This window comes from Streptomyces paromomycinus, from assembly GCF_003865155.1.
Taxonomy (GTDB): Bacteria; Actinomycetota; Actinomycetes; order Streptomycetales; family Streptomycetaceae; genus Streptomyces; species Streptomyces chrestomyceticus.
In genome coordinates, this window is sequence record NZ_BHZD01000001.1 from 6,952,639 (window position 1) to 6,977,841 (window position 25,203).

Annotated in this window: 23 protein-coding genes and 1 other RNA gene; 12 read left to right on the forward strand and 12 right to left on the reverse strand. The window is 72.1% G+C overall.

From position 1 onward, the window contains the following. Positions 1-92 precede the first annotated feature (92 nt). Positions 93-1,289: a sensor histidine kinase gene (locus tag OEIGOIKO_RS29975; protein ID WP_371859031.1), complete on the reverse strand. Its 1,197-nt coding sequence runs from the start codon at positions 1,287-1,289 to the stop codon at positions 93-95. 510 nt (positions 1,290-1,799) lie between these two features. On the opposite strand from OEIGOIKO_RS29975, the gene OEIGOIKO_RS29980 reads away from it, so the two are divergent. Genes OEIGOIKO_RS29980 through OEIGOIKO_RS29990 form a run of 3 tightly spaced genes read left to right on the forward strand, consistent with a single transcriptional unit; the run spans position 1,800 to position 4,816 of the window. Continuing rightward, a complete protein-coding gene (locus tag OEIGOIKO_RS29980; RefSeq protein WP_125056659.1) occupies positions 1,800-2,666 on the forward strand; it encodes a MaoC/PaaZ C-terminal domain-containing protein in 867 nt (288 codons plus the stop codon). Between the two features lie 58 nt (positions 2,667-2,724). Then, complete coding sequence (locus tag OEIGOIKO_RS29985) at positions 2,725-3,810, forward strand: Zn-dependent alcohol dehydrogenase (RefSeq protein ID WP_125056660.1); 1,086 nt, start codon at positions 2,725-2,727, stop codon at positions 3,808-3,810. A gap of 52 nt (positions 3,811-3,862) precedes the next feature. Further along, on the forward strand, positions 3,863-4,816 hold the full coding sequence (locus OEIGOIKO_RS29990; protein WP_125056661.1) for a 3-oxoacyl-ACP reductase: 954 nt from the start codon (positions 3,863-3,865) through the stop codon (positions 4,814-4,816). Positions 4,817-5,015: 199 nt separating this feature from the next. Here the strand turns inward: OEIGOIKO_RS29990 and OEIGOIKO_RS41890 are convergent, their stop codons facing one another. Both OEIGOIKO_RS41890 and OEIGOIKO_RS29995 read right to left on the reverse strand, forming a co-directional pair. Further along, positions 5,016-5,180 (reverse strand): hypothetical protein, encoded by a 165-nt coding sequence (locus OEIGOIKO_RS41890; protein WP_170251918.1) that lies wholly within the window; start codon positions 5,178-5,180, stop codon positions 5,016-5,018. Between the two features lie 134 nt (positions 5,181-5,314). Beyond that, on the reverse strand, positions 5,315-6,691 hold the full coding sequence (locus tag OEIGOIKO_RS29995) for a hypothetical protein (RefSeq protein WP_125056662.1): 1,377 nt from the start codon (positions 6,689-6,691) through the stop codon (positions 5,315-5,317). A 297-nt stretch (positions 6,692-6,988) separates the two neighbouring features. Between OEIGOIKO_RS29995 and OEIGOIKO_RS30000 the strand changes: the two genes are divergently transcribed. From OEIGOIKO_RS30000 to OEIGOIKO_RS30015, 4 genes are all read left to right on the forward strand, one after another. Next, a complete protein-coding gene (locus OEIGOIKO_RS30000; protein ID WP_125056663.1) occupies positions 6,989-7,855 on the forward strand; it encodes a Nif3-like dinuclear metal center hexameric protein in 867 nt (288 codons plus the stop codon). Further along, positions 7,852-8,595, forward strand: coding sequence for a zinc ribbon domain-containing protein (locus OEIGOIKO_RS30005; RefSeq protein WP_218040068.1), 744 nt, complete (start codon positions 7,852-7,854; stop codon positions 8,593-8,595). Before OEIGOIKO_RS30000 ends, OEIGOIKO_RS30005 begins: the two co-directional genes overlap by 4 nt. Positions 8,596-8,598: 3 nt before the next feature. Continuing rightward, on the forward strand, positions 8,599-9,792 hold the full coding sequence (locus OEIGOIKO_RS30010; RefSeq protein ID WP_125056664.1) for a bifunctional RNase H/acid phosphatase: 1,194 nt from the start codon (positions 8,599-8,601) through the stop codon (positions 9,790-9,792). Positions 9,793-10,110: 318 nt separating this feature from the next. Next, positions 10,111-12,162, forward strand: a complete 2,052-nt coding sequence (locus OEIGOIKO_RS30015) for an alkyl/aryl-sulfatase (RefSeq protein WP_125056665.1) — start codon at positions 10,111-10,113, stop codon at positions 12,160-12,162. An 84-nt stretch (positions 12,163-12,246) separates the two neighbouring features. Here OEIGOIKO_RS30015 and eda read toward each other — a convergent pair whose 3' ends face one another. Next, positions 12,247-12,900: a bifunctional 4-hydroxy-2-oxoglutarate aldolase/2-dehydro-3-deoxy-phosphogluconate aldolase gene (eda, locus tag OEIGOIKO_RS30020; protein WP_174857240.1), complete on the reverse strand. Its 654-nt coding sequence runs from the start codon at positions 12,898-12,900 to the stop codon at positions 12,247-12,249. A 76-nt stretch (positions 12,901-12,976) separates the two neighbouring features. After that, the gene (yaaA, locus tag OEIGOIKO_RS30025) at positions 12,977-13,774 is read right to left on the reverse strand and encodes a peroxide stress protein YaaA (RefSeq protein ID WP_125056667.1); all 798 of its coding nucleotides are present in this window, start codon (positions 13,772-13,774) and stop codon (positions 12,977-12,979) included. A 152-nt stretch (positions 13,775-13,926) separates the two neighbouring features. Here yaaA and OEIGOIKO_RS30030 point away from each other — a divergent pair, with 152 nt between their 5' ends. Then, on the forward strand, positions 13,927-15,390 hold the full coding sequence (locus tag OEIGOIKO_RS30030) for an RNB domain-containing ribonuclease (protein ID WP_125056668.1): 1,464 nt from the start codon (positions 13,927-13,929) through the stop codon (positions 15,388-15,390). Here OEIGOIKO_RS30030 and OEIGOIKO_RS30035 read toward each other — a convergent pair. Continuing rightward, positions 15,377-16,045, reverse strand: coding sequence for a hypothetical protein (locus OEIGOIKO_RS30035; protein WP_125056669.1), 669 nt, complete (start codon positions 16,043-16,045; stop codon positions 15,377-15,379). The genes OEIGOIKO_RS30030 and OEIGOIKO_RS30035 overlap by 14 nt on opposite strands. A gap of 112 nt (positions 16,046-16,157) precedes the next feature. Here OEIGOIKO_RS30035 and rnpB point away from each other — a divergent pair. After that, positions 16,158-16,558: RNase P RNA component class A (gene rnpB, locus OEIGOIKO_RS30040), an RNA gene on the forward strand. A 68-nt stretch (positions 16,559-16,626) separates the two neighbouring features. Here the strand turns inward: rnpB and OEIGOIKO_RS30045 are convergent. Beyond that, entirely contained in the window at positions 16,627-17,091 is a 465-nt protein-coding gene (locus OEIGOIKO_RS30045; protein WP_125056670.1) for an SgcJ/EcaC family oxidoreductase, read from the reverse strand. 284 nt (positions 17,092-17,375) lie between these two features. Next, complete coding sequence (locus OEIGOIKO_RS30050) at positions 17,376-17,624, reverse strand: DUF7848 domain-containing protein (protein WP_125056671.1); 249 nt, start codon at positions 17,622-17,624, stop codon at positions 17,376-17,378. Positions 17,625-17,954: 330 nt separating this feature from the next. Here OEIGOIKO_RS30050 and OEIGOIKO_RS30055 point away from each other — a divergent pair, with 330 nt between their 5' ends. The 3 genes from OEIGOIKO_RS30055 to OEIGOIKO_RS30065 all read left to right on the forward strand — a co-directional run bounded on the left by OEIGOIKO_RS30055 (position 17,955) and on the right by OEIGOIKO_RS30065 (position 20,010). After that, a complete protein-coding gene (locus OEIGOIKO_RS30055) occupies positions 17,955-18,791 on the forward strand; it encodes a helix-turn-helix domain-containing protein (protein WP_125056672.1) in 837 nt (278 codons plus the stop codon). A gap of 2 nt (positions 18,792-18,793) precedes the next feature. Beyond that, entirely contained in the window at positions 18,794-18,994 is a 201-nt protein-coding gene (locus OEIGOIKO_RS30060) for a DUF397 domain-containing protein (RefSeq protein WP_125059137.1), read from the forward strand. A 515-nt stretch (positions 18,995-19,509) separates the two neighbouring features. Next, positions 19,510-20,010 (forward strand): peptidylprolyl isomerase, encoded by a 501-nt coding sequence (locus OEIGOIKO_RS30065; RefSeq protein WP_125056673.1) that lies wholly within the window; start codon positions 19,510-19,512, stop codon positions 20,008-20,010. An 88-nt stretch (positions 20,011-20,098) separates the two neighbouring features. On the opposite strand, the gene OEIGOIKO_RS44000 is transcribed toward OEIGOIKO_RS30065, so the two are convergent. From OEIGOIKO_RS44000 to OEIGOIKO_RS30080, 4 genes are all read right to left on the reverse strand, one after another. Next, on the reverse strand, positions 20,099-20,176 hold the full coding sequence (locus OEIGOIKO_RS44000; RefSeq protein WP_370443954.1) for a 50S ribosomal protein bL37: 78 nt from the start codon (positions 20,174-20,176) through the stop codon (positions 20,099-20,101). A gap of 203 nt (positions 20,177-20,379) precedes the next feature. After that, a complete protein-coding gene (locus tag OEIGOIKO_RS43605) occupies positions 20,380-22,581 on the reverse strand; it encodes an ArnT family glycosyltransferase (protein ID WP_218040019.1) in 2,202 nt (733 codons plus the stop codon). A 63-nt stretch (positions 22,582-22,644) separates the two neighbouring features. Next, positions 22,645-23,532, reverse strand: coding sequence for an SAM-dependent methyltransferase (locus OEIGOIKO_RS30075; protein WP_246177614.1), 888 nt, complete (start codon positions 23,530-23,532; stop codon positions 22,645-22,647). A 439-nt stretch (positions 23,533-23,971) separates the two neighbouring features. Further along, on the reverse strand, positions 23,972-25,141 hold the full coding sequence (locus tag OEIGOIKO_RS30080; protein WP_125056674.1) for a peptidase: 1,170 nt from the start codon (positions 25,139-25,141) through the stop codon (positions 23,972-23,974). Positions 25,142-25,203: the final 62 nt, after the last annotated feature.

The following is a 25,203-nucleotide window of genomic DNA, read 5'->3' on the forward strand; positions in this document are numbered from 1 at the left end:
GAACTCAGCTAGAGGTTGTCCCGGACGGGGCGGGAGTTATCCCATGAGAGCGAAGTTGCACCGTGGGGCGGAACTGTGCGGTAAGGAACACGCTAGCGCCTCATCGGCTCCTCGCCGCCCAACGGCAGCTCCGCCACCAGTCGGAATCCCCGGCGGCCGTCCGGCCCGGTGTCCAGCGTGCCGCCGGCGGCCGCGAGGCGTTCGGTGAGGCCCTTGAGGCCGGTGCCGCCGGTCACGGGAGGAGTGGCGGCCGGGGCGGGGCCGTGGCCGTCGTCGGTGACGGTGAGGCGGGCCCGGTCGCCGGCGGCGTCGGTGCGGACCTCGATCTCGCAGCGGGTCGCGCCGCTGTGCCGCACGGTGTTGGTGACACCTTCACGGACGACCCAGCCGAGCAGCGCGCTCGCCTGCGGGGGCAGCGGCGGCCCGGACTGGCGTACGACGGGTTCGATGCCGGCGCCCTCCAGGGCGGACCGGGCGCGGTCCAACTCGGTGCTCAGGCTGCCCTCGCGGTAGCCGGTGACCGCTTCGCGGATCTCGGTGAGCGCCTGGCGGCCGACCGCCTCGATGTCGGCGGTCTGGGCCAGCGCCGCGTCGAGGTCGCGCGGCGCCAGCCGCCGTACCGCCTCCGCCTTGACCACGATCACCGACAGGGTGTGGCCGAGCAGGTCGTGCAGGTCCCGGGAGAAGCGCAGGCGTTCCTTCTCCACGGCGGTGCGGGCCAGCTCCTGGCGGGTCGCGTCGAGCTGCTTGACGGTGTCGAAGAGGCTCAGGACGGTCGCGGTGACCATGCCGGAGATGAAGGTGCCGTAGCCGATGGCGGCGGCCTCCCAGTGGTCGCCGACGAGCCGTCCCGCGATGGTGCCGGCGGAGCCGCTGAGGACGAACAGCAGGATGAAGTGGGGCTTGCCGCGGATCGCCCGGACCGCGCCGGAGGCCAGGGACAGGAGCGGGAAGAACAGCAGCCAGGCGTGGCCGAAGGCGATGGAGATGGTGTAAGTGACCGCGGTCAGGGCGGCGAGCCCGTACACGGGGACGCGGGAGTCGCGGTAGCGGGGGTTGAAGGCGGAGAAGACGACGAAGATGTAGAGGGAGTTGAAGGCGAGCAGCCCGACGCCCGCCAGCCACGTGTTCTGGGACTTGCCGCTGATGATGTTGGACAGGGCGCCCATGCCCATCAGCAGCCACGGCAGGAAGGTGTAGGCACGCGGGCCCTTGCCCTTGGTGGAGTCGCGCCCGTCGCTTTCTTCGGCCCCGGCACCCTTGTGCGGTTCGACCGGTACGTCGAGCAGACCGGACCAGCCCGGCGCGGTGGGCTTACGGGTACGGCGGCGGCCGAGCCGGCCCCGCCCGTCACACGCGTCCCGCGCCTCCTGCGCCTCCAGGCCGCCCCGTCCGTCCTGGCTGTCCGCTTCGGTCTGCCGGTTCCTGCGCACGTTCCGTACTGCCTCTTCCCTGTTCCGCGCCGCTGTCCGTACTCCGTCCGCGACGCTACCGACGGCGCCCGCGGCCCCGGCAGGGGTGAATGTACGCGGTCGGTACCGACAAATGTCACAGAGCCGGGCGGGCGGGGGCGTCGCGCCCACCTGACGGGGCGTCAGGGGTTCCGGGCTTCCGCCGGATCGGCTATACATGGGAGCCGTCGGATAGAACGCGTTCTAGAACGGTGGGCCGGACGCCGTGGCCGGCCCCGTACCGCCGGACCGCCGACGCGACGGCCGACCGCAGGCGACCCCGGCACGGCCGACGGTGCGGACGGCCGGGCCGGGGTCTTCCCACCGTGGTGAAGGAGCAGCAGCCCCATGCCCATCGACGCCGCCAAGGCCACCTCCGCCGAGCCGCGGACCACCGAACTCGCCTGGGAGCCGAAGGACGTCCTGCTCTACCACCTCGGCATCGGCGCCGGCGTGCCCGCCACCGGCCCCGGCGAGCTGCGCTACACCCTGGAGAGCAGACTGCACGTCCTGCCCAGCTTCGCGACGGTGGCGGGCGGCGGCATGGCGCTGGCCGGCGGCCTCTCCGCGCCCGGCATCGACGTGGACCTGGCCGCCGTCCTGCACGGCGGCCAGACCGTGACCGTGCACCGTCCGCTGCCCGTACGGGGCCGGGCCGTCCAGACGTCCACCGTGCCCGCCGTGTACGACAAGGGGAAGGCCGCGGTCATCGTGCTGCGCTCCGAGACGGCCGACGACGACGGGCCGCTGTGGACGTGCGACACGCAGATCTTCGTCAAGGGGGAGGGCGGCTTCGGCGGGGAGCGGGGCCCGTCCAGCCGGCGGGAACTTCCCGAGCGCGCGCCGGACCGTACCGTCGAACGGACCGTACGGGAGGACCAGGCCCTGCTCTACCGCCTGTCCGGCGACTGGAACCCCCTGCACGCCGACCCCGAGTTCGCGAAGCTGGCCGGCTTCGACCGGCCGATCCTGCACGGGCTGTGCACCTACGGCATCACGCTGAAGGCGGTGGTGGACGAGGTGCTGGGCGGCGACGTGGCGCGCGTCGCCGCGTACACCACCCGGTTCGCCGGGGTGGTCTTCCCCGGCGAGACGCTGCGCGTCCGTATGTGGCGGGAGCCGGAGCGGGTCCTGGTGTCGGTCACGGCGGCCGATCGGGAGGACGCGCCGGTGCTGGCGGACACCGTCGTCGAGACCGGCTCGCCGGGTGTGTAAGGACACGCCCGGCCGTACATGACCACCCCACTCTGGCCGCCCCGCGAAGGGAGCGCACATGCGCGCAGCGATTCAGCACCAGACAGGGCAGGAGAAGCTGGAAGTCCTCGACGGCGTCGAGGCGGTGGGGTTCGGGCCGGGCAAGGTGCGCATCCGCATCCGGGCCACCGGGCTGTGCCACTCCGACCTGTCCGCGATGAGCGGGGTGCTGCCGCAGCCCGCGCCCTTCGTCCCCGGCCACGAGGGCGCGGGCGAGATCGTGGAGGTGGGCGACGGTGTCGAGGGGCTGACGGCGGGGGACCGGGTGCTGATGTGCTGGCTGCCCGCCTGCGGTACGTGTCCGTCCTGCAAGCGCGGCCAGACCCACCTGTGCCTGGCCGGGTTCATGAACGCCGGCACCCCCAACTTCCGCCGTCCCGGCGCCGACCCGTGCGACGTCTTCGGCTTCGCGGGCACCGGCACCTTCGCGGAGGAGGTGGTGGTCGCCGCCAACTGCGCCGTACCGATCCCGGACGACGTGCCGTACGAGATCGCGGCGCTGGTCGGGTGCGGTGTGACGACGGGGCTGGGCGCCGCGGTGAACACCGCGCGGGTGGCGCCCGGCGCGTCGGTCGCGGTGATCGGCTGCGGCGGCGTCGGGATCTCGGCCGTGCAGGGCGCGCGGGTGTGCGGCGCCGCGCAGATCGTCGCGGTGGACCCGGTGGCCGCGCGCCGCGAGGCGGCGCTGCGCTTCGGCGCCACGGAAGCGGTCGCCCCGGAGGAACTGGCCGACGCCATCCAGCGGATCACCGCGGGCGAGGGCTTCGACTACGTCTTCGAGGTCGTCGGCAGGTCCGCCACCGCCCGCACCGCCTACGAGACGACCCGGCGCGGCGGCACGCTCTGCGTGGTCGGCGCGGGGGCGATGGACGATCACTTCCGGGTCAACATGTTCGAGCTGTTCTTCGACGAGAAGCGCATCCTGCCGTCGCTCTACGGGGGCGGGGCCGTGCTGCGCTCGTACGAGCAGGTCATCGCGCTGTGGCGGGCGGGCCGGATCGACCTGGAGGGGCTGATCACCCACCGGGTCCGGCTTCCGGAGATCAACGAGGCGCTGGAGCAGATGCGGACCGGTGTCGCGCTCCGTACGTGCATCGAGATGTGACCCGTCCCGGCGCGGGCGGCACGCCCCCGACGAACGAGAGGAAGCCGAGAACGTGACTGCTCCCACCGAACGGCCGCTCGCCGGCCTGACCGCGATCGTCACCGGGGCGGGCCGCGGCCTGGGCCGGGCGGAGGCGCTGGAACTCGCCCGGCTCGGCGCGGCCGTCGTCGTCAACGACTACGGGCAGCCCGGCCGCGACGGTTCCGGCGCCGCGTCGGCGGACCCGGCCGAGGAGACCGCCGCCGAGATCCGCGCGGCGGGCGGCGAGGCCGTCGCGCACGCCGGTGACGTCGCGGACCACGCGACGGCCCGCGGCCTGGTCCAGCAGGCCGTGGACCGCTGGGGCAAGCTGGACGTCCTGGTCAACAACGCGGGCATCCTGCGCGACCGGATGGTGTTCTCCATGACGGAGGACGAGTGGGACTCGGTGATCCGCGTCCACCTCAAGGGCCACTTCAACACCACGCACTTCGCCGCCGCCCACTGGCGCGAACGGTCCAAGGCCGCCGGCGAAGCCGTGTACGGGCGGATCGTCAACACCTCGTCCGAGGCGTTCCTCGCGGGCTCGGCGGGCCAGCCCAACTACGCGGCGGCCAAGGGCGGCATCGTCGGCCTCACCACCTCCTCGGCGCTCGCCCTGGCCAAGTACGGGGTCACCGTCAACGCCATCTGCCCGCGCGCCCGCACCCGGATGACCGAGGACGTCTTCGCCGGGTTCGAGGTGCCGGGGGACGGCGCCCTCGACGCGCTGGCCCCCGAACACGTCGCGCCCCTCGTCGGCTATCTGGCCTCGCCCGCCGCGGCGCGGGTCAACGGGCAGCTGCTCGTGGTGCACGGCGGCATGGTCGCGGTGGTCGAACGGCCCAAGGTGGCGGCGCAGTTCGACACCGCGAAGGACGCCTTCACGTACGCGGAGCTGGACGGTGTGCTGACGCCGTACTACGCGGAGCGCCCGCCGCACGAGACGTTCGCGGCGGCGGAGGTGCTCGGCCTCAAGCGGAGGTGAACCCTCCGGCCTCCGGAACCAGCCGCGTCCTCCGGCCTCCTGAACCAGCCGCGTCCTCCGGCCTCCTGAGGCGAGCCCTCCGGCCCCGCACACACCCGACGGCCGTGCCCGCCGTACCCCTGACCGGGCGGTACGGAGGTCACGGCCGTCGGGTGGCGCCCGGTCCGGGGGGGCGCCCCGGAAACCCGGACGCGGGCTCTCAGGCGTCCTGGGGCTGCTGGTCCCGGCGGTGCCTGCCGTTCGGGGACGCCTCGGTGTCCTCCGAGGCGGCCGGGCCGCGGTGTCTGCCGGCGCCTGCCGCCGTGGCGGCCCGGCCGGCGTCCTGCGGGCGCGCCTGGGTCGTATCGGTTCGGGCTTCGGACATGCGGGGAGTCACTCCGTCGGATCGCTTACGGCGGTACGCGTCGGACCTCTCCCAGTCACCACTGGGAAGTGCCGCGGCGAGATGCCGTCGGCGGCCGGTCGACCGCCGATACTAACGAAGCGAACGATCTTGCTCTACCGGGCCTCCCGGACCGCCAGCGGCGCCTGTTGCAGCGGCACCGGTCTGCACGGAGAGGGATGTCCGGCAGCGTCGAACGGTTCCTGCGTCACGGGTTCCGTTTGTGAGGATGATGTGGAGGGGGCGGGCGGTGGCTGCGTACGGACGGGCATCCCCGCGGGAGTTGCGGGGATACGTACCCATCGTGCCGCTCTGACCGGGAAACCGGTGGGTGACAGGTCGCCGGAGGGAGCACCGCAGGGATCACCGGCGAAACAGGGCACGCCGGACGGCTCCGCGCGGCGCCCGGCACCGCCGGACAGCACGAGGGGCGCGGCATCCCGGGTCTGCGCCCCCGTGGCCTGTGCGGGCAGCCGGGCCACCCCGCACGGCACCGCCGGTGTCTCGAACGGCAGCCGCAGTTCACCGTCCCGCGTCCACAGCCCGGTGCCCGCCAGCCAGCCGCGCGGCGGCGGCAGCTGACGCAGCCGGCGCTCCGCCGGCCGCCAGACGCCCAGCCAGGTCCCGGCGGCCGCGTCCACACGGAACGCCACCGCGCTGCTCTCCGGCGCCAGCGCCTGTCCCGACTGCACGGCGAACGGCCGGAGCGCCGCGTCCGGCAGCCGCAGGCACTCCGGGAAACGCACCGGCAGCGCGCTGCCGAGCACGCCCCAGCCCAGCCGGTCGTGCCCCGCCGCGTCCGACCGCAGCACCAGCAGCCCGCTGTCCGGGTCGGCCAGCAGCAGCCGGTCGTTGCTCTCCTCGGTGATCTGGAGCAGCGGGCTGATCTCACCGCCGCGCTCCAGGTCGACCGCGACCGTCTTGGTGCGCCCCGCCAGCTCCTGGTCCAGGGCCAGCAGCCGGCCCGTACGGTCCAGCCAGACGCCGCCCGTGCAGCGGCCCTCGATCTCGGCGACGCAGGCGGGGACGGAGCGCGCCCGGCCGGGGACGGTGGACTGCCGGCCGTCGTGCACCAGCCACAGCACGGTGGAGTGCTCGCCGGGCGCCAGCGCGTACGCGCGCGAGCCGCACGGCGCGGCGGGCAGCAGCGTCAGCTCCGCCGCCTCGACGGCGCCCAGCGGCAGCTCGCCGGTGCCCGGACCGGTCGGGTACAGCAGGCCGAGCGTGCAGCGGTCCGCGGCCCGGCGCCGGATCAGCACCCGGCCGTCCGTGAGGGGCAGCAGCCCGGTGTCCGCCTCCTCGGGCTGGTGGCCGGGCAGCGGGACCGCGTACGGCTCGGGCCCCGCCAGCGTCCAGCGCTCGGGGTACCAGCTCCCGGTGCTCGCGTGCCGCGCGAGCCGGGCGGCGTAGGAGCCGTCGGCGGCGATCGTCAGCGCCGCGCCGTGCTGCCAGGTGTCCGGCGCCGCGGCGTCCTCGGTGACACAGGCTGTCATCGGGTGCTCACCTCCAGTCAGTGCGGTCGAAGCTAGTTTTCGCACTCTCAAACGAGCAGGGAAGGTTGCGGCACTTCACGCAAAAGAGTGGCCGATGTCCGGTTCGCCTTGAGGTGTGGGGGTGGATGTGCTCTGTGCGGCAGGCCGGGGCGGCGGCGGGCACGGCCACGGCGCCGGAGCGCCCCGGCGGAGCCCGTCCTGGCGGTACGCCCCGGCGGCCGCGCGGCCCCCGGCCTGCCGGACCGCCGCCCGAAGCGGCCCGGCACACCGGTACGGCTGGGAGGTAACCTTCCACCCGTGCCCGTACTGTCTGAAGTCCTTGCCGCGCTCGACGCCCTCTGGCCCCCCGAGCGGGCCGCATCGTGGGACGCCGTCGGCACGGTCTGCGGTGATCCGGACGCCGAGGTGCGCCGGGTCCTGTTCGCCGTCGACCCCGTGCAGGAGATCGCCGACGAGGCGGTCCGGCTCGGCGCCGACCTGCTCGTCACGCACCACCCGCTCTACCTGCGCGGTACGACCACGGTCGCGGCCGGCACCTTCAAGGGCCGCGTCGTGCACACACTGATCAAGAACGATGTCGCGCTGCACGTCGCGCACACCAACGCCGACACCGCCGACCCCGGCGTCTCCGACGCCCTGGCCGGCGCGCTGGACCTGCGGATCCTGCGTCCGCTGGTGCCGGACGACACCGACCCGCACGGCCGCCGCGGCCTGGGCCGGATCTGCGAGCTGCCGCGCCCGATGACGCTCGCGGAGTTCGGCCCGTACGCCGCCGCCCGGCTGCCCGCCACCGCGCAGGGCGTCCGGATCGCCGGCGACCCGGACCGTACGATCCGCACGGTCGCCGTCTCCGGCGGCTCCGGCGACAGCCTCTTCGACGACGTACGGGCGGCCGGTGTGGACGCGTTCCTCACCGCCGACCTGCGCCACCACCCCGCCTCCGAGGCGACCCAGAAGAGCCCGCTGGCGCTGCTGGACGCCGCCCACTGGGCCACCGAGTGGCCCTGGTGCGAGCAGGCCGCGGCCCAGCTCGACGAGATTTCCGACCGGCACGGCTGGAACCTGCGCACCCATGTGTCGCGCACGGTCACCGACCCCTGGACCGCCCACGCGGCGTCCGACGCCCGCACGACCCCGACGAATACATCAGGAGCCCCCCGCTGAACGCCGCGCCCGCCGACCAGATCCGCCTCCTCGACGTCCAGGCCCTGGACGTGAGGCTCAGCCAGCTCGCGCACAAGCGCAAGAACCTCCCCGAGCTGGCCGAGATCCAGACCCTGGAGGGCGACCTCACCCAGCAGCGCGACCTGCTCGTCGCCGCGCAGACCGAGGAGAGCGACACCACCCGCGAGCAGACCAAGGCGGAGCAGGACGTGGACCAGGTGCGCCAGCGCGCCGCCCGCGACCAGCAGCGCCTGGACTCCGGCGCCATCACCTCGCCCAAGGACCTGGAGAACCTCCAGAAGGAGATCGCCTCCCTCGCCAAGCGCCAGGGCGACCTGGAGGACGTCGTCCTGGAGGTCATGGAGCGCCGCGAGTCCGCCCAGGAGCGGGTCACCGAGCTGACCGGGCGCGTGGAGTCCGTCCAGGCCAAGGTCAACGACGCCACCGGCCGCCGGGACGCCGCCTGGGCCGAGATCGACGCCGAGGCCGACACGGTCCGCAAGGAGCGCGCGCTGACCGTCGCCGACATCCCCGCCGACCTGCTCAAGCTCTACGACCGGCTGCGCGAGAAGCAGGGCGGCCTCGGCGCGGCCCGCCTCTACCAGCGCCGCTGCGAGGGCTGCCGCCTGGAGCTGGACATCACCGAGCTGAACGACGTGCGCAGCGCGCCCGCCGACAAGGTCGTGCGCTGCGAGAACTGCAGCCGCATCCTGGTGCGCACGCCCGACTCGGGCCTGTAGACCGTGGCCCGTACGTTCGTCGTCGAGGCCGACGGCGGGTCCCGGGGCAACCCGGGGCCCGCGGGCTACGGCGCGGTCGTCATCGACCCGGAGACCGGGCAGGCGCTCGCCGAGGCCGCCGAGTACATCGGCACGGCGACCAACAACGTCGCCGAGTACCGGGGGCTGCTGGCCGGTCTGCGCGCCGCGCACGCGCTGGACCCCGAGGCGGACGTCCGGGTGCGGATGGACTCCAAGCTCGTCGTCGAGCAGATGTCCGGGCGCTGGAAGATCAAGCACCCGGACATGCGGCCGCTGGCGGCGGAGGCGCGCAGCGTCTTCCCGCCCTCGCGGGTGACGTACGAGTGGATCCCGCGCGAGGAGAACAAGCACGCCGACCGGCTCGCCAACGAGGCCATGGACGCGGGCAAGGCCGGCCGGCAGTGGGAGCCGCGCGACTCCCGTGCCGAGCTGGACGCGGGCGGCCCGGCGCGCAGTGCCGCCGCCCGCGCGGCCGACGCGGCGGCCGAGGCCGCGGAGACCGGTACGGCCGACGGGCCGAAGACGCCGCCGGCCGGCTGGGCGCCCGCCGACCTGGGCGCGCCGACCACCCTCGTCCTGCTGCGGCACGGCGAGACCGCGCTGACACCGCAGAAGCGGTTCTCCGGCAGCGGCGGCTCCGACCCGGAGCTGTCCGAGGCCGGGCACCGGCAGGTCGCTGCGGTCGCCGCCGCGCTCGCGGCCCGGGGCACCGTCCAGGCCGTCGTCAGCTCGCCGCTCAAGCGCTGCCGGCAGACGGCCGAGACCGTCGCGGCCCGCCTCGGCCTGGACGTACGCGTCGACGAGGGGCTGCGCGAGACCGACTTCGGCGCCTGGGAGGGGCTGACCTTCGCCGAGGTCCAGGAGCGCCACCCCGAGGACCTGGCCGCCTGGCTCGGCTCCGCCAAGGCCGCGCCGACCGGCGGCGAGTCCTTCGCCTCGGTCGCCCGCCGCGTCGCCCTCTCCCGCGACAAGCTGCTGGCCCGGTACGCGGGCCGTACGGTGCTGCTGGTCACGCACGTCACCCCGGTCAAGACGCTGGTACGGCTCGCCCTCGGCGCCCCGCCGGACTCCCTGTTCCGGATGGAGCTCTCCGCCGCGTCCCTGTCGGCCGTCGCGTACTACTCCGACGGGAACGCGTCGGTACGGCTGCTGAACGAGACGGCGCATCTGCGCTGACGCTGCGGACCGTGCGTCCCTGAGGCGCCTTGAGGAACCTCCCCGCCCGTGTGCCCCAGAAGGGCCGCGGGCGGTTTTCCGTATCACCGGTCGGTTTTTTCCGTGCCGCTGCCGGCCTCCCGCCCCCTCCATTCCAGCCCCTTTCATCTGGCGTGAATCCTGCGCTTTTCTCCGGTGCGGGACCGGTTACCGCTGCTGGCTTGATTGGTTCCTTGTAACCCGTGCACCGGTTCCATAACGTCACTCGCAACCACGGCGCGACCAGCGCCTTTTCCCTCGCCACATGCGTGAATTCCGCATGCCTGTACGGAGGTTGGTATGCCCAGCGAGTACACCGAGCCCGTCGAGATTTCCGCGTCCGTCGCGGCGGCCAACCGGAAGGCGGCGGAGCGCCTCCGGCAGAGCGGCTCGCAGGACTTCGAGGACGCGCAGCGGGGGCTCCTGGCGCAGCCGGACGTACCGGTGATCTACTCCCGGTCGGACAGCGGCAAGGTGGTGTGGAGCTTCACCGCGTACGACTTCCTGACCGACGGTGACGATCAGGCGCCCCCGACCGTCAGTCCGAGCCTGTGGCGCCAGGGCCGGCTCACCGCGGTGGCCGGACTGTTCCAGGTCACCTCCGGCGCCCGCGGCGGTGTCTACCAGGTGCGCGGCTACGACCTGTCCAACATGACGATCATCGAGGGCGACCAGGGGCTCATCGTCATCGACCCGCTGGCCTGCTACGAGACCGCGCAGGCCGCCCTGAAGCTGTACCGCGACACCACCGGGAACCGGAACCCGGTCCGCGCGCTGATCTACACCCACAGCCACGTCGACCACTTCGGCGGCGCCCGCGGCTTGTTCGCCGAGCGGAACGACGAGATTCCCGCCGGCCTCCCGGTCGTCGCGCCCGACGGGTTCCTGGAGCACGCCGTCAGCGAGAACGTCTACGCGGGCCCGGCGATGCAGCGCCGCGCCGAGTACATGTACGCGGCGGAGCTGGGCAAGAGCCCGTACGCGCAGGTCGGTTCGGGCCTGGGCCTGACCGTCTCCACCGGTGAGGTCACCCTGCTGCCGCCGACCGACTACATCGGCAGCGCCCAGGCCGTGACCAGCGACGACTGGTCGCCCGCCGACGTCATCCCGTGGCGGGAGGGGCTGCACCGCCGCGTCATCGACGGCGTACGGCTGCTCTTCCAGCTGACGCCCGGCACCGAGGCCCCCGCGGAGATGAACATCTACCTCCCCGAACTGCGCGCCCTGTGCATGGCGGAGAACGCCACCCACAACCAGCACAACATCCTCAGCCTGCGCGGCGCCCAGGTGCGGGACGCACACGCCTGGGCGAAATACCTCACCGACGCGATCCAGACCTTCGGCGAGCACACCGAAACCGAATTCGCCTCGCACCACTGGCCGCGCTGGGGCAAGGAAAGCATCCTTGAATTCCTCAGCAATCAACGGGACATGTACGCGTACCTCAACGACCAGACGCTGCGGCTCATCAACCGGGGCCACACCGGAATCGAGATCGCCGAGGAACTCCAGCACCTGCCCTCCGGTCTCGCCGAGCACTGGTACAACCAGGGCTATTACGGTTCCCTCAGCCACAACTTCAAAGCGGTGTACCAGCGGTACATGGGCTGGTTCGACGGAAATCCCGCCCACCTGTGGAACCTGCCGCCGACGGAGGCCGGTACGCGGTACGTGGCGGCGATGGGCGGCGCCGAAGCCGTCGTGCGGAAGGCACAGGAGGCGTACGACAGCCCCCAGGGCGACTCGCGGACGTACCGCTGGATCGCCGAACTGCTCAACCACGTCCTCTTCGCCGACCCCGCCACCGTCTCCGAGAAGGCGGTCCAGGACGCCAAGACCCTCCAGAGGAAGGTCTTCGCCCAGCTCGGCTACGGCGCCGAGAACGGGCCGTGGCGCAACTTCTATCTGACCGGCGCCGAGGAACTGCGCACCGGCCCGCAGCAGCCCACCAGCAAGGGCGCGCCGGACCTGGTCCACAGCATGACCCTGGAGCAGGTCTTCGCGGCGATGGCACGCAGCGTGGACGGGCCGACGGCGGCACAGGAGCAGCGCGCCGCGATCGTCCTCCAGTGGCAGTTCACCGACACCGGCCAGGAGTGCACCACCACGCTGCGCAACGGCGTGCTGGTCTACGTGGACGGCAAGGACCTGTACGCGGGCAAGCCGCAGGCCACCATCTCCCTGACCAGGGCGACGTTCGACTCGCTCGTCCTCGAAGGGCCGCTGTTCCAGCGGAACTTCGACGCGGCGGTCAAGGCGGGCAGTATCCACGTCGACGACCAGCCGGCCGCGGACACGGTCTTCGGCTACCTGACGGTGCCGGACCCGTCGTTCCCGATCGTCACGCCGTAGAGCTTCGGCGCGCAGCGCCCGCCCGGCCGCGGCGTTGTTCGCAGGCGCACGCGGCCGCAGCGCCCGCCCGGCCGCGCCGCTGCCTCAGCGCAGCGCCGCGGCCTCGCGGGCCAGTCGCTCCACCCGGCCCCAGTCCTTGGCGCGCAGCGCGTCCGACGGCAGCATCCACGTACCGCCCACGCAGCCCACGTTCGGCAGCGCCAGATAGGCGGGCGCCGAGGCCAGGCCGATACCGCCGGTCGGGCAGAACCGGGCCCGGGGGAGCGGCGAGGCGAGCGACTTCAGGTACGCCGTGCCGCCCGCGGCCTCCGCCGGGAAGAACTTCATCTCGGTCACGCCCTCGTCGAGCAGCGTCACCACCTCCGACGCCGTCGAGACACCCGGCAGGAACGGCAGGCCGGTGGCCTTCATCGCGGCCAGCAGCCGCGGCGACCACCCCGGGCTGACCAGGAAGCGGGAGCCCGCCGCGACCGCCGTGTCCACGTGCTCGGGGGTCAGGACCGTACCGGCGCCGACGACCGCCTCCGGGACCGCGTCGGCGATGGCGCGTATCGCCCGCGGCGCGGCCGCCGTACGCAGCGTCACCTCGATGGCGGGCAGCCCGCCCGCCACGAGCGCGCGGGCGAGCGGGACGGCGTCGGCCGCGTCGTCGAGGACGACGACCGGGATCACGGGGGCGAGGCCCAGCACGGAGGGCGGGGTGGCGGGGGAGGGGGCAGCGTCAGTCACGGTGCCCATAGTGCGCCCGTCCCGCAGCATCCGCAACGATCGTTGCGGATGCTGCAACGCTATGGGTGCCGCCAGGGCTGCGCCCCTACAGCTCCTTCACCACCACATCGATCGCCCACGCCTTGCCCGCCTTCGCCGGCGCCTCGGCCTCCACCACGTACCCGAGATCGCCCAGCGCCTCGACCAGCTCCGCGGGACCGTCCGGTGTCCGTCCCGCCGTCAGCAGGTCGCGCACCATCCGCCCCTTCGTCGCCTTGTTGAAGTGGCTCACCACCGACCGCTTCTCCACCCCGCCCACGATCTTCGACTGAAGCACCCGCACCGTCGCCGTACGCTCCGCGACCTCGCCCTTCGGCTTCCAGGCCGTCGCGTACGCCGCCGACCGCAGGTCGAGGACCAGCCCGTCCCCGGCGGCCTCGGGCAGCACCTCGGCCATCGGCGCACGCCAGTACGCGCCCAGCGCGCCCAGGCCCGGCAGCTTGACCCCCATCGAACAGCGGTACGACGGAATCCGGTCGCCCACCCGTACCGCGCCCCACAGCCCCGAGAACACCAGCAGCGACGACTCGGCGAGCTGCCGCGCCCCGGCGTCCAGCGTGGCGAGCCCCAGCGCGTCGTACAGCACGCCCGTGTAGATCTCCCCGGCCGGCCGGGTCCCGGCCGCGCGCAGCCCGGCGTTCTTGGCGATCTCGCCCTTGAGGCCGTCACTCAGCCCCAGGACCTCCTGTGCCTTCGTCTCGTCCGCCGCGCACAGTCCGACCAACTCCTCCAGCACCGCCTCCCGCGCCGGATTCAGCCCGGCCAGGGACAGCGCCCCCAGGTCCAACGGCTTCCCGCCCCCGGACGCGGCCTTCCCTTCGGACGGCGGCAACAACACGAGCACGCGCTTCTCCTTAGCCTTCTGTGCACTGGCCCCGCCACTTTACGGTTCGCCGCACGCACGAACCGCAGCCCGAGGGCCCCCGCCCCGGCGCTCCCTCCCGCCGCCCTCTCCCTGAGGTGCCCCGGCCCCCCAACCGCCCTACGCTCAAAAACATGCCCCGCCGCCACCTCCGCGTGACCGCAGCAGCAGAGGCACCCGTGCGTGCCGCGCTGCGGGAACTGCGGGCGCGGCTGGACATCCCCCAGACGTTCCCGCTCTCCGCGCAGGCCGAGGCGGACAGTGCCGCGCGCTGGCCGCACCCGCCCGCCGACACCGCCGCCACCGACGCGACCGACATCCCGCTGTTCACCGTCGACCCGCCCGGCTCGATGGACCTCGACCAGGCGATGTACCTCTCCCGGCGCCCCGGCGGCGGCTACCGCGTCGACTACGCCATCGCCGACGTGGCCTCCTTCGTCACTCCCGGCGGCGCGCTGGACGCCGAGGCACACCGCCGCGTGACGACCCTGTACTTCCCCGACGGACACGTCCCGCTGCACCCGCCCGTCCTCGGCGAGGGCGCCGCCAGCCTGCTCCCCGACGAGGACCGCCCCGCCGTCCTGTGGCGGCTCGACCTCGACGCGGACGGCGCGCTGCGCTCGACCGACGTACGCCGTGCCCTCGTCCGCTCGCGCGCCCGCCTCGACTACGAGGGCGTGCAACGCGCCATCGACACCGGCACCGCCGAGGAGCCCCTCTCCCTCCTCCGCACGATCGGCCGCCTCCGCGAGGACCAAGAGGTCGCCCGCGGCGGCATCTCCCTCAACGTCCCCGAGCAGGAGATCGTCGAGCATCCGGACGGCTACACCCTCGCCTACCGCGCGCCCCGCCCCGCCGACGCCTGGAACGCCCAGATCTCCCTGCTCACCGGCATGGCCGCGGCCGAGCTGATGCTCTCCTCCGGCACCGGCGTCCTGCGGACGCTCCCCGCCGCCCCGGACGGCGCCGTCGCCCGCCTGCGCCGCACCGCCCACGCCCTCGGCGTCGACTGGCCGCCCCACACCTCGTACGCCGCCCTCGTCCGCACCCTCGACCCCACCCGCACCACCCACGCCGCCTTCCTCCAGGACTGCACGGCCCTGCTGCGCGGCGCCGGCTACACCGTCTTCGACGGCGACCCACCGCCCCCCGAACACGCCCGGCACGCCGCCGTCGCCGCCCCGTACGCGCACGTCACCGCGCCGCTGCGGCGCCTCGCCGACCGCTACGGCGCCGAACTGTGCCTGGCCGCCGCGGCGGGCAGGGAACCGCCCGACTGGGTGCGTACGGCACTGCCTGCCCTGCCCGGCGAGATGACGGAGGGCGGCCGCCGGGCCGCCCGGGTCGAGCGGGAGTGCGTCGACCTGGTCGAGGCGGCGCTGATGCAGCACCGGCTCGGGGAGGTCTTCGACGGCTATGTGGTCGACGTCCGGGACGACCGGCCGGACCGGGGCACGGTGCACCTGGACGACCCGGCGGTGATCGGCCGCCTCGACGGCGGCGAGCAGGTCCCGGCGCTGCCACTGGGCCACCGCCTGCCCGTCCGCCTCACCGAAGCCGACCCGGGGCGGTCCCCGGTCCGCTTCACACCGGCGTGATCACGCTCCTGCCGTCCGCACCCGCCCCCTCTTCGCGGTGGGCGATCGCCTCCCTGACGGCGGCGACCGCGGCCCGCCCCTCGTCCGCGTAAAAGCGCACGGTACGGGCCTGCACCCGCTGCCCCAGCAGCTTCACGGCGGTGACCGGCTCGGTCAGCTCGACCGTCACACAGGTCTGCGCCGCAACCGCCAGCTCCAGCACACCGTCCTGCTCCTGCGTCTGCCGCCCGGCCGTCTCCGTCTTCGGGAAGCGCAGGTCGTAGCGGACGGACGCGATCCGCTCCAGCGGTATCCACACGTCCAGCAGCGCGCCGTTGCGCACGCGCAGCCCGCCGGGCCCCACGACGTGCGGCCGGGTCACGGCGGCGGCCTGGAGACCCAGCACCAGGGCCAGGGTGTACACGTCCAGCACCAGCATGACCCAGTGCGCGACAGGAATCTTCGCGAGCAGCATCGTGGCGCCGACCGTCTCCACCACGCACACGAACAGCAGCCCGTACCACATCGGCGCCTGCGCCCGCGCATACCCGAGCGCACGCTCCCCGGCCCCCACGCCGTCCCGCCGCCGCGTCACCCACAGGCCCAGACTGGCCATCCACCGCTTCTCGTACGCCAGTAACCGCCGCCCGGCGCCTCCACCGCGTCCCTCGTCCACGTAACGCCCCCTCCCGATACGTTCCTGCACCCAGTAAGGACAGTAAAAACGTTGCCGCTGCGACAAGGTCAAGCCCTGGCCGACCGGGAGGTACCATGGTCCGCACGGCGGACGAGCCGGCCGGACGGCCGCGTGGGGATGCACCGCATCCTCCCGAGGAACGTCCGGGCTCCACAGGGCAGGGTGGTGGGTAACGCCCACCCGGGGTGACCCGCGGGACAGTGCCACAGAAAGCAGACCGCCGGTGCCGCAAGGCGCCGGTAAGGGTGAAACGGTGGTGTAAGAGACCACCAGCCTCCGAGGTGACTCGGAGGGCTAGGTAAACCCCACCCGGAGCAAGGTCAAGAGGAAACACCCCGGTGTTTCTGCGCGGACGATCGAGGGCGGCCCGCCCGAGTCCGCGGGTAGACCGCACGAGGCTGCCGGCAACGGCAGCCCTAGATGGATGGCCGTCTCCCGACGGGCCGCAAGGCCCTTCGGTGACAGAACCCGGCGTACAGGCCGACTCGTCCGCCGCCAGCCGTCGCAAGGCCCTCCGGCCCGGCAGGACGCCGGGCCGGAGGGAGACTGCGACTGTCACGTCATGAGCGAGGCAGCGCCGTCTTACGGGTGTTCTGGAAGGACTGCTGGAGCCATATCCCGTTCTTCTTGGTCAGCACATTGGTGTTGACGGACTCCGAGCCCGCCCGGCACTCGCTCTCGCCCGCCGGTAACTGGCAGGTCGTCCGGACGACGACGGCTGTACGCCGGTTGACGAAGCGCACATGTTCATCGAGCGTGCGGAGCGTGGTGTCTTCGATGTAGTGGTCGAAGTAGTACTGCATGCCTTGCGCGATCGCCTCCCGGGTGCGCAGGTAATCACCGTTGAAGGTGACGAGGTCGGCGTCCTTGGCGAACGTGGCGGCGAATGCCGCGCCGTCCTTGTCCGCCCAGGCTTGCTCCTGCCTGCGGAGCAGTGCATCGAGAGCCGCCCGGTCCTGGTCGTCGTCCGAGGTGGTCACCGTTCCCGCGGTGGGGGTGGGCAGGGTGAGGTGGCGGTTACGCATACGTCCTCCCGGAGGGCCGTAGGATCCGACTCGTGGACCACCACCATCGGCGACGCGCCGCCAGGTGTCGTCTTCCCCCGGTAGGAGCCCACCCTGCTGCGCCCCTGAGGCCAACCCCGCACAGCACAAGCGCAGTTGCCCCGCGAACACTGCGGGTGCCCTACCGTTCACCAGTATGTCGGCAGTATTCGACCGCCCTTAGGGGAACCTCTCGGCCGCCGGCCCGCCGGCCCACCGGCCTCCCGGCGGCCGGCGTCCGGGCGCTGACGCGTCACCGCTGCCTCTCACTGCCGTCCCTGGGTGGGCTTGGTGTAGACGTTGACCGGCTCTTCCGTGCGCTTCACGAACTTCTTGTGTTCGTACTCGTCCGCGTGGGCGCGAATCCACACGTCCAGGTGCAGGGCGGAGTCCCAGGAATTCGAACGGGCGCCGCACGGGCCGTCCTTGACGGACGTGACGCACTCGGCGACGTGCCTCCGGATGCCGGTGATCTGGATTTCCTTGCGGGTGGGTACGGGGGCGGGAGATGTCATGGTCTCGCCTTCGGGTTGAGGGGTGTTGACGGCGGCGTCACTGCTGCTACTGGTGCGCAAAAGGAGCATGCCGTCGCGTCCGCGTGAGCGCATGAGCCGGGTGAGGTTCTGCCGGCCGGGGCTGGGGTGGAAATTGGTCACTTGTGGTCACCGTTCGTGGGGGGAACGCCGAAATACGATCAAGTCGCGCAGCCCCGTCAATCGGGATTCACTGCGCGGCGAGGATTTCACTCCGCTCCGTGGTCGATTGGCTACCGGAGGGGTTCAGCGTGGCCTAGAGTCGGTGCTCCTTCAACTTGCCGAACCCGCATGGAGAGCTGGTGAATCCACCTGAACCGCAAAGAGTTGAGGCCGGGCAGCAGTCCGCAGGCTGCCTTCGGGGCGCGCCTGCGCAGTCTGCGTGAAGGGCGAGGTTGGACCCAAGAAGATCTCGCCGGACGCATGGGGTACTCCAGCGTGCACATTTCGGCGGTCGAAACTGGTCGCAAACCTCCAACCCTTCCGTTCTCGCGTAGTACCGACAGGGCATTGGGCCTTGTCGGCGTCGCGAACTCGTTCGAGCGCGAGTTCCGTGAGATCAAGCACGGAAGTTTGCTGGAAGGGTTCCCGGAGTACGTCGGGTACGAGGGCCGGGCCGTGGAGATCCGGTTGTACAACATCGGGATCATTCCTGGGCTGTTGCAGACGCCGGAGTACGCGGCGGTACTGGCGCAGAGCGCAGTGGAGAGGGAGGCGATCACCAGGGCCCAGGCAGACGAACGGGTCGCGCTCCTGGCGGAGCGACAGGCCATGCTTGTTCGGCCCCGTGCACCCATGGTGTTTGTGATCATGGACGAAAGCTGCATCCGCCGACCCGTTGGCGGCCCCGAGCTCATGGCGAGGCAACAGGAACGTCTAGTGGAGTTCGCTGCGCGGCCGAACACGATCCTTCAGGTGGCCCCATATGAAATGGGTGAGCGTCGCACGCTCAATCTGCCCGTCAACATCCTGACGCTCCCAGACCGGTCTGTGGTCTGCTATGCCGAGTCCCAGGCTCAGGGAAACTTAGACCGAGAGGCCACGGTCGTGATGCCCATGATGACGGCCTACCATCAACTCCAGGCCGAATCGCTGTCGCAGGCGGCGTCTGTGGCCATGATCGAGCAGTTGCGAAAGGGCACCTTGTGATAATCGATCCCCCTGCCCCTCGTTGGGCCAAGTCTTCATACAGTGACAACGGCGGCGACTGCATAGAGGTCGCCACCAACCTCGTCGCCTCGCGCGGCGTGGTCCCCGTCCGTGACAGCAAGGACCTGAACGGCCCGGTCCTGATGCTGCGCCCCACCGCCTTCGCCGGGCTGGTCGAGTTCGCCCGGCGAGCCGCCGTCTGACCGGCGGGGCCGGTCCGCGCACGCGCCCCGCCGCTCCCCGACGGAGCGGCGGGGTGCGCTGCTGGATGGGTAACCCGCGTGCGCGTTAACGCTGTTGCGGTAATACCTCGGCTACAGGCCGAAGCGCTCTCGGGCTGGACCAGGGGTACTGCTTCAGCAGGCGCGGAAGGGCATCTCGTGACGTCCGGCTCCCGGGCCTTCATCTGGCGCCCGTCCTTCCACAGTGGCAACAGGTCGCCACGAACCTCGCCACTTCGCATGGCGTGGCCCCTGTCCGTGACCGCAACGACCCGGACGGGCCGGCCCTGACGCCGCACCCACCGCCTTCGCCGGGCTGGTCGCGTTCGCCCGGCAGGCCGTCGGCCGGCCTGTGCGATCGGTTCGGGGCCATGTGTCCCGCGTCACTTCCTCACCGGAGCGGTGGAGGCTTTCTTCATGCTCAGCGCGGGGGCGGCCGGCGACCAGCGTCGCCCTGGGGCGTCAGGGTGGGCGGGGGAAGTGGAAGGATGGGCTCCATGAGTTCCAACGTATTTTTCGATATCACCATCAACGGCGACGCCGCCGGCCGCATCGTCTTCAAGCTGTACGACGACGTCGTCCCCAAGACCGCGCGCAACTTCCGCGAGCTGGCCACCGGCGAGCACGGCTTCGGTTACGCGGGGTCGCCCTTCCACCGGGTCATCCCGGAGTTCATGCTCCAGGGTGGCGACTTCACCCGCCGCAACGGCACCGGCGGCAAGAGCATCTACGGCGACCGCTTCGAGGACGAGAACTTCCAGCTGAAGCACGACCGGCCGTTCTTGCTCTCCATGGCGAACGCCGGCAAGAACACCAACGGCTCGCAGTTCTTCATCACGACCGTGGCCACCCCGTGGCTGGACGGCGCGCACGTGGTCTTCGGCGAGGTCGTCGAGGGCTCGGACCTGGTCAAGAAGATCGAGGGGCTGGGCTCCCGCTCCGGTGCCACCTCCGCGAACGTCGAGGTGAAGTCCTCGGGCGTCGTGGACGCCGCGTAACGGGTACGCAGCGCCCTGAGACAGCGAAGACCCCCGGGACGGTGTCCCGGGGGTCTTCGCATGTCCGGAGTCCGGCGGGCGGGGCCGCTCAGGACTGGGGACGGCTGCCGTGGTTGGCGCCGTTCTTCCGGCGTGCCTTCTTCTTACGGCGTCGCTTCGACGACATGACGTCTCCTCTCCGCGGGGGGCATTGCTCCGTATTTCTACCATTTCATACCGGTGCTCTGCCCCGTGACTCCGGGGCGGATACCCGCCTCACGGGCCACCACACGCCTCGTGAGACACATCACGGTGAACGAGGAGAGGGGTGGGAGGGCACGGGGAGGGAGGGAGGAGAAGGAGGAGGAGGAGAAGGAGGGAGAGCGGAGGTCAGGAGGGTGGGGCGCAGTCGTAGAGAGGTTCGGGGGTGGTGGGGTCGGAGGCGTACGCCTTCGGGTTGACCTTGGTGCAGGTGGCGCGGACCCAGGTGTTGATCTTGGAGGTCTCGGAGGGGCGGCCGGCCGCGGGGACGGTGGGGTTCAGGAGGGCGAAGCGCAGCTGGCCCGAGGCCACGAGGTGCCGGTACTCGGCGAGGGTGACGGACGTGGCCATTCCGGCGAAGCCGCCCAGGGGCAGGATCGGCAGGCCGGTGTGGGTGATGGCCCGGGAGCGGGCCCAGCCGCCGTCGGCGGAGAGGGTGTACGTGGCGTTGCCGTGGTGCCGCTGTACGTAGCCCAGCAGGCGCTTCTGGGCGGCGGTCAGCGGGGCCGGTGACATGTCGTACGAGGCGCCGCCCGCGCCTCCGTACACCGCGCTGCCCGGTGCGCCGGCCGAGGCGTTCTGGCCGCCGGGGCCGGCGTGCGCCTCGAAGGACGAGCCCGCGTACCGCTGGTCCAGTACGGACAGCGACCAGGCCGCCGGGGCGGCGAAGAGGGCGACGCAGGTGGCGGTCAGGGCGGTGAGGGCCACGGGGCGCAGGCGGCGGCCGGTGGTGCGGCCGTACGAGAGAAGGGTCGTGATGCTGACGAGCGCTGCTGTGATGATCGTCGGGATGAGCCAGGGGGCGAAGCCGGTGTGGTCGGCGGCGAGGGAGGATGCCCAGGCGGCCTGGACGGTGATCGTCAGGGGGAGGAGCAGGCGTGCAGGGGCGCTGGTGGCGGTGCGGTGGGTGCGCCACAGGGTGACGGCTCCGGCGGCGGCCAGCGCGGCCAGCGCGGGGGCCAGGCCCGCCACGTACGCGGTGTGCGGGATGTCGACCACGCTCAGGACGACGGCCGTGGTCAGCAGCCAGCCGCCCCACATCAGATAGCCGCCGCGCAGCCGGTCGGTACGGGGACGCCTGCCGCGCAGCACCAGGCCGTGGACCAGGCCGATGAGGGCGAGGGGGTACAGCCAGCCGATCTGCGGGGTGAAGCGGGGGGTGAGGAGCTTGTACCAGGTGTTCTTTTCGCTGCCGAGGCTGACCATTTTGCGGTGGGAGTGGGAGGGTTTTCCGCCGGTGGCGGTGGCTGGGCGGGGGCGCGGTCGCGTGCCTGCGACGGGTGGGGTGGCGGTGTGGCCGGTGGGGCCTCCGGTTGTGGCGGGGCCTCCGGGGTGACCTCCGGTGCCTCCGGGTTGACCGCCCTGCCCACCCGGCCCGTTGTCCGCCGGGCGGCTGAAGCCGTTGTACTCGAAGACCGTCGACAGCGCGCTGTTGTTCGTCGAGCCGTCCGCGTACGGACGTACGTCCTTAGGGGTGAAGGTCATCATCAGCACCCACGAGAAGGACACCGCGAACAGCACGGCCCCGGCGGTCAGCAGGTGGCCGATCCGGGCGCGCCGCGTGACGGGGGCGGTGACGAGGTAGCCGATGGCGAGGGCGGGGACGATGAGCCACGCCTGCATCATCTTGGCCTGGAAGGCCAGCCCCACCCACACGCCGGCCCACACCAGCGAGCGCAGGCGGGCGCCGCGTACGGCGAGTTGGAAGCGGTCGACGGCCAGCACCAGGCACATGATCAGGGCCGCGTCGGGGATCGGGTGGCCGAAGAGGGAGGCGGTGACGGGGGTGAGGGTGAGCAGTCCGGCGGCCAGGAGGCCGGCCGCGGGGCCCTGCCAGCGGCGTACGACCCGGTACAGGACCAGGACGGCGACGACGCCTTCAATGCACTGCGGCAGGGTCAGGGCCCAGTCGTGGAAGCCGAAGAGGCGGGCGGAGAGGGCCTGCGGCCAGAGGAAGCCGCCGATCTTGTCGAGGGTGATGGTGGCGGACGGGTCGTAGGCGGTGAAGAGGAAGGCTTTCCAGCTCTCGGTCATGCTGCGGGCGGCGACCGAGTAGTACGGGGCCAGGCCGCCGGCGGTGATGTTCCAGGCGTAGAGGAGCGCGGCCAGGGCCGCGACGCCGAGCAGCGCGGGTCGCGCCCAGCGGGGCTGGCCTTCGGGCGAGCGCCACACCTCCCAGCGGCGGCGCGGCCGCCGGCCCGGTGCGGTGTCCGGAGGTAAGGGGGGCGTGCGCTGGGCGGGGGGTGACAGCGGTGCGGCCGGCGTGGGGGAGGCGGCGGAAGGCGGGGAGGGCGGGGAAACGGGCAGGCCGGAGGGCGGTTTGGCGACCATAGGGGGAAGTCAGCTCTCGGGTCGGTGCGGGCGGGGCTGCCGGGCCCGGATCGGATCAGCCGGTCAGATTTCCGGCTTGCCGAGCAGCAGCAGGTAATAGTCCACGTGGTCCCGGCAGAACGCACGGAACGGTTCCATCAGTGGATCGGTGTGCGCGACGGCCTCTTTTCCGAAACGCTGCTCGATCTCGTCGCGCCGTTCTTGATAAAGCACGTACATCAGCTCGCCGCACAGTGCGACGTTCGCTGTCATGTTCTGTACGCGGGCGACGCGGAATCCGGCTTCTTCGACCTCTCCGAGAAGGGTGGCGAAGGGGGTGGGCGGCGGGGACGCCCACAGTTGGGTGAATGCCTCGGTCTCCGGGGGAATGCCGGTGCCGCGCCGGGCGAACTCCGTCATCAGCAGACGGCCGCCGGGCCGCAGGACGCGCCGGGCCTCGCGCAGTCCGGCGGGCCGGTCGGAGAGGTGCGGGAAGCAGTCGACGGACCAGGCCGCGTCGTACGTGTCGTCCGCGTGGTCGAGCCGCATCACGTTGCCGTACGTGAAGTCGACGCGGCCTTCGAGGCCGGTGGCGGCGTTCAGCCGTTCCCCGCAGCGGGCCAGTTGTTCCCGGCTGACGGTGATGCCGGTGACCCGGCCGCCGGTGCGCCGGGCCAGGTGAATGGCGGGGCCGCCGGTGCCGCAGCCGATGTCGAGCAGGCGCGGGTCCGGCGGCAGGCCCTCGGCCAGGATGTCCGCGAGGAACTCGGTCTGCCGGTCCTGGGCGAGGTCGGACAGGCCGAGGAGGGAGGTGGCCGCGGTCCGTTCGCCGTGCGGGACGAACATGCCGACGTGCAGGGCGCTGCGGCCGAGCACCATGGCGAGCAGGTCGCCGAACCGGTCGTACATCGCGCCGACCTCTTCGGGGGCGGGCGCCGGGCCGCTGCTCGCACTGCTGTCGGTCACTGCCATGGAAGTCCCCTCGCGACGGATGGTCGGGCAAGGAATCAGTGAGCAGGAAGTGCACTTCCGCTCGGTGGACGCTAGCACCGAATTGCCCGGAGTGGGGGTCTTTCATTCCGCAAGAGAAAAAATCGGACAGTGGGGGGACGGTGGCGGGTGGGGAATTCATGATCCGTTCGAGGGCTGCTCCGGCGCTAAGGCGGCTGGTGGACGGGGGTTGATGAGTTTTTGATGAGAAGGTCATGAAAAGCGTGAGAATGGCGCCGGGGGCATACCGATTTCCGCATAACGTGTGCGTGAATTGTCGGGCAGCCCCGGAAAGGAGAACTCCGGGGAACAACCCCGTGCGGTGCCTGCCGTCCGGAGGGGCGGCCGCTGGGCGCACCCCTCCGGACGGCGTGTGTGACGGCCCCTCGGTTCGGAGTCCGGGCCGGGCGGGGCGGTCCGGTCAGCTCGACTGCGCCTCGTCGTAGAGGTTCTCGGCATCGTCACCGAAGTACGGCCCGAACATGGTGTTCGGCAGGAAGGTGTAGCCGAAGCTGTTCACCGAGGACTGCAGGCCGGTGCCGCTCGCCTCGTCGAACGAGGTGAACCACGGCCCGCCGCTGGAGCCGCCGGTCATGTTGCAGGACAGGCCGTGGTCCGTGGAGAACAGCGGGTCCTTGATGGTGTTGCCGCTGCAGTAGATGAGTTTGCTGCCGTCGTACGGCGCGGCGGCGGGGTAACCGAAGGCGTACATCGGCTTGTTGTAGCCGGTGTTGAAGGCGAGGCCCTGGCCGCCGACGACGTCGGTGAGCCGCTGCCCGCCGACCGGTGCGACGACCGCGGCGCCGATGTCGTAGTTGATGTTCTCGCTCGCCGTCCACTGCGGTGTGGCGAGGGTCTTGGCGGCGGCCCACTTGCCGTACGGGGCCTGGCCGTCGTGGTAGCCGGGCACGAAGACCCAGTCGCCGTGCCAGGCGCCGTTGAGCTTCACGCAGTGCCCGGCGGTGAGCACCGTGCTCTTGTTCGCGCTGGTGACGGCGTTGCCCGAACAGGAGGCGGTACGGCCCTGGTACGTGAAGAACACCCGTCCCGCGGTGTTCGTCACGGCGCCGTCACCGGTCCACGGGGCGCCCGCCTGCGGGAACGACTTGGGGGCCGGGGCCGACGCGGGGGTGGACGTGGCGGTGGCGGGGAGGGTGGGGCGTACGGTGCGTTCGGAACCGCGTCGGGTGGGTGTGGTGGCGGGGTTCGCGCCCGCCGCGCTGCTGGATCGTTTCTCCGCAGTGGCGGGCCGTTTCTCCGCGGTGGCGGATCGGCTCTTCGCAGCGGCGGATCGATTCTCCGCCGTGGCCGACCGTTTCGCGGACCCGTCGGTCCCGGCCGACAGCAGGTCCAGCGGGGTGGCCTCGCGCATCCGCTCCGCCGTCCAGAAGTCGGCCACGGAGGAGGGCGCACCCGTACCCGTACGGACCGAGGCCGAGGCCGCATCCGTGCCGGCCGGACCGGCCGCACCCGCCGCACCGGTCTGGAGAGCCGAGACGAGCAGGGCGCCGGCGGCGGTCAGGGCGCAGGCGACGGCACGGGACGCGCCGCGCCGACGGGTGCCGGGGGAGGTGCTGACGTTTCGTCTCACGCGTGACTCCTTCTGCAAGGCCGCGTGGTGGCGAACCGCGCGGCCGTCGACTACGTGGCCGC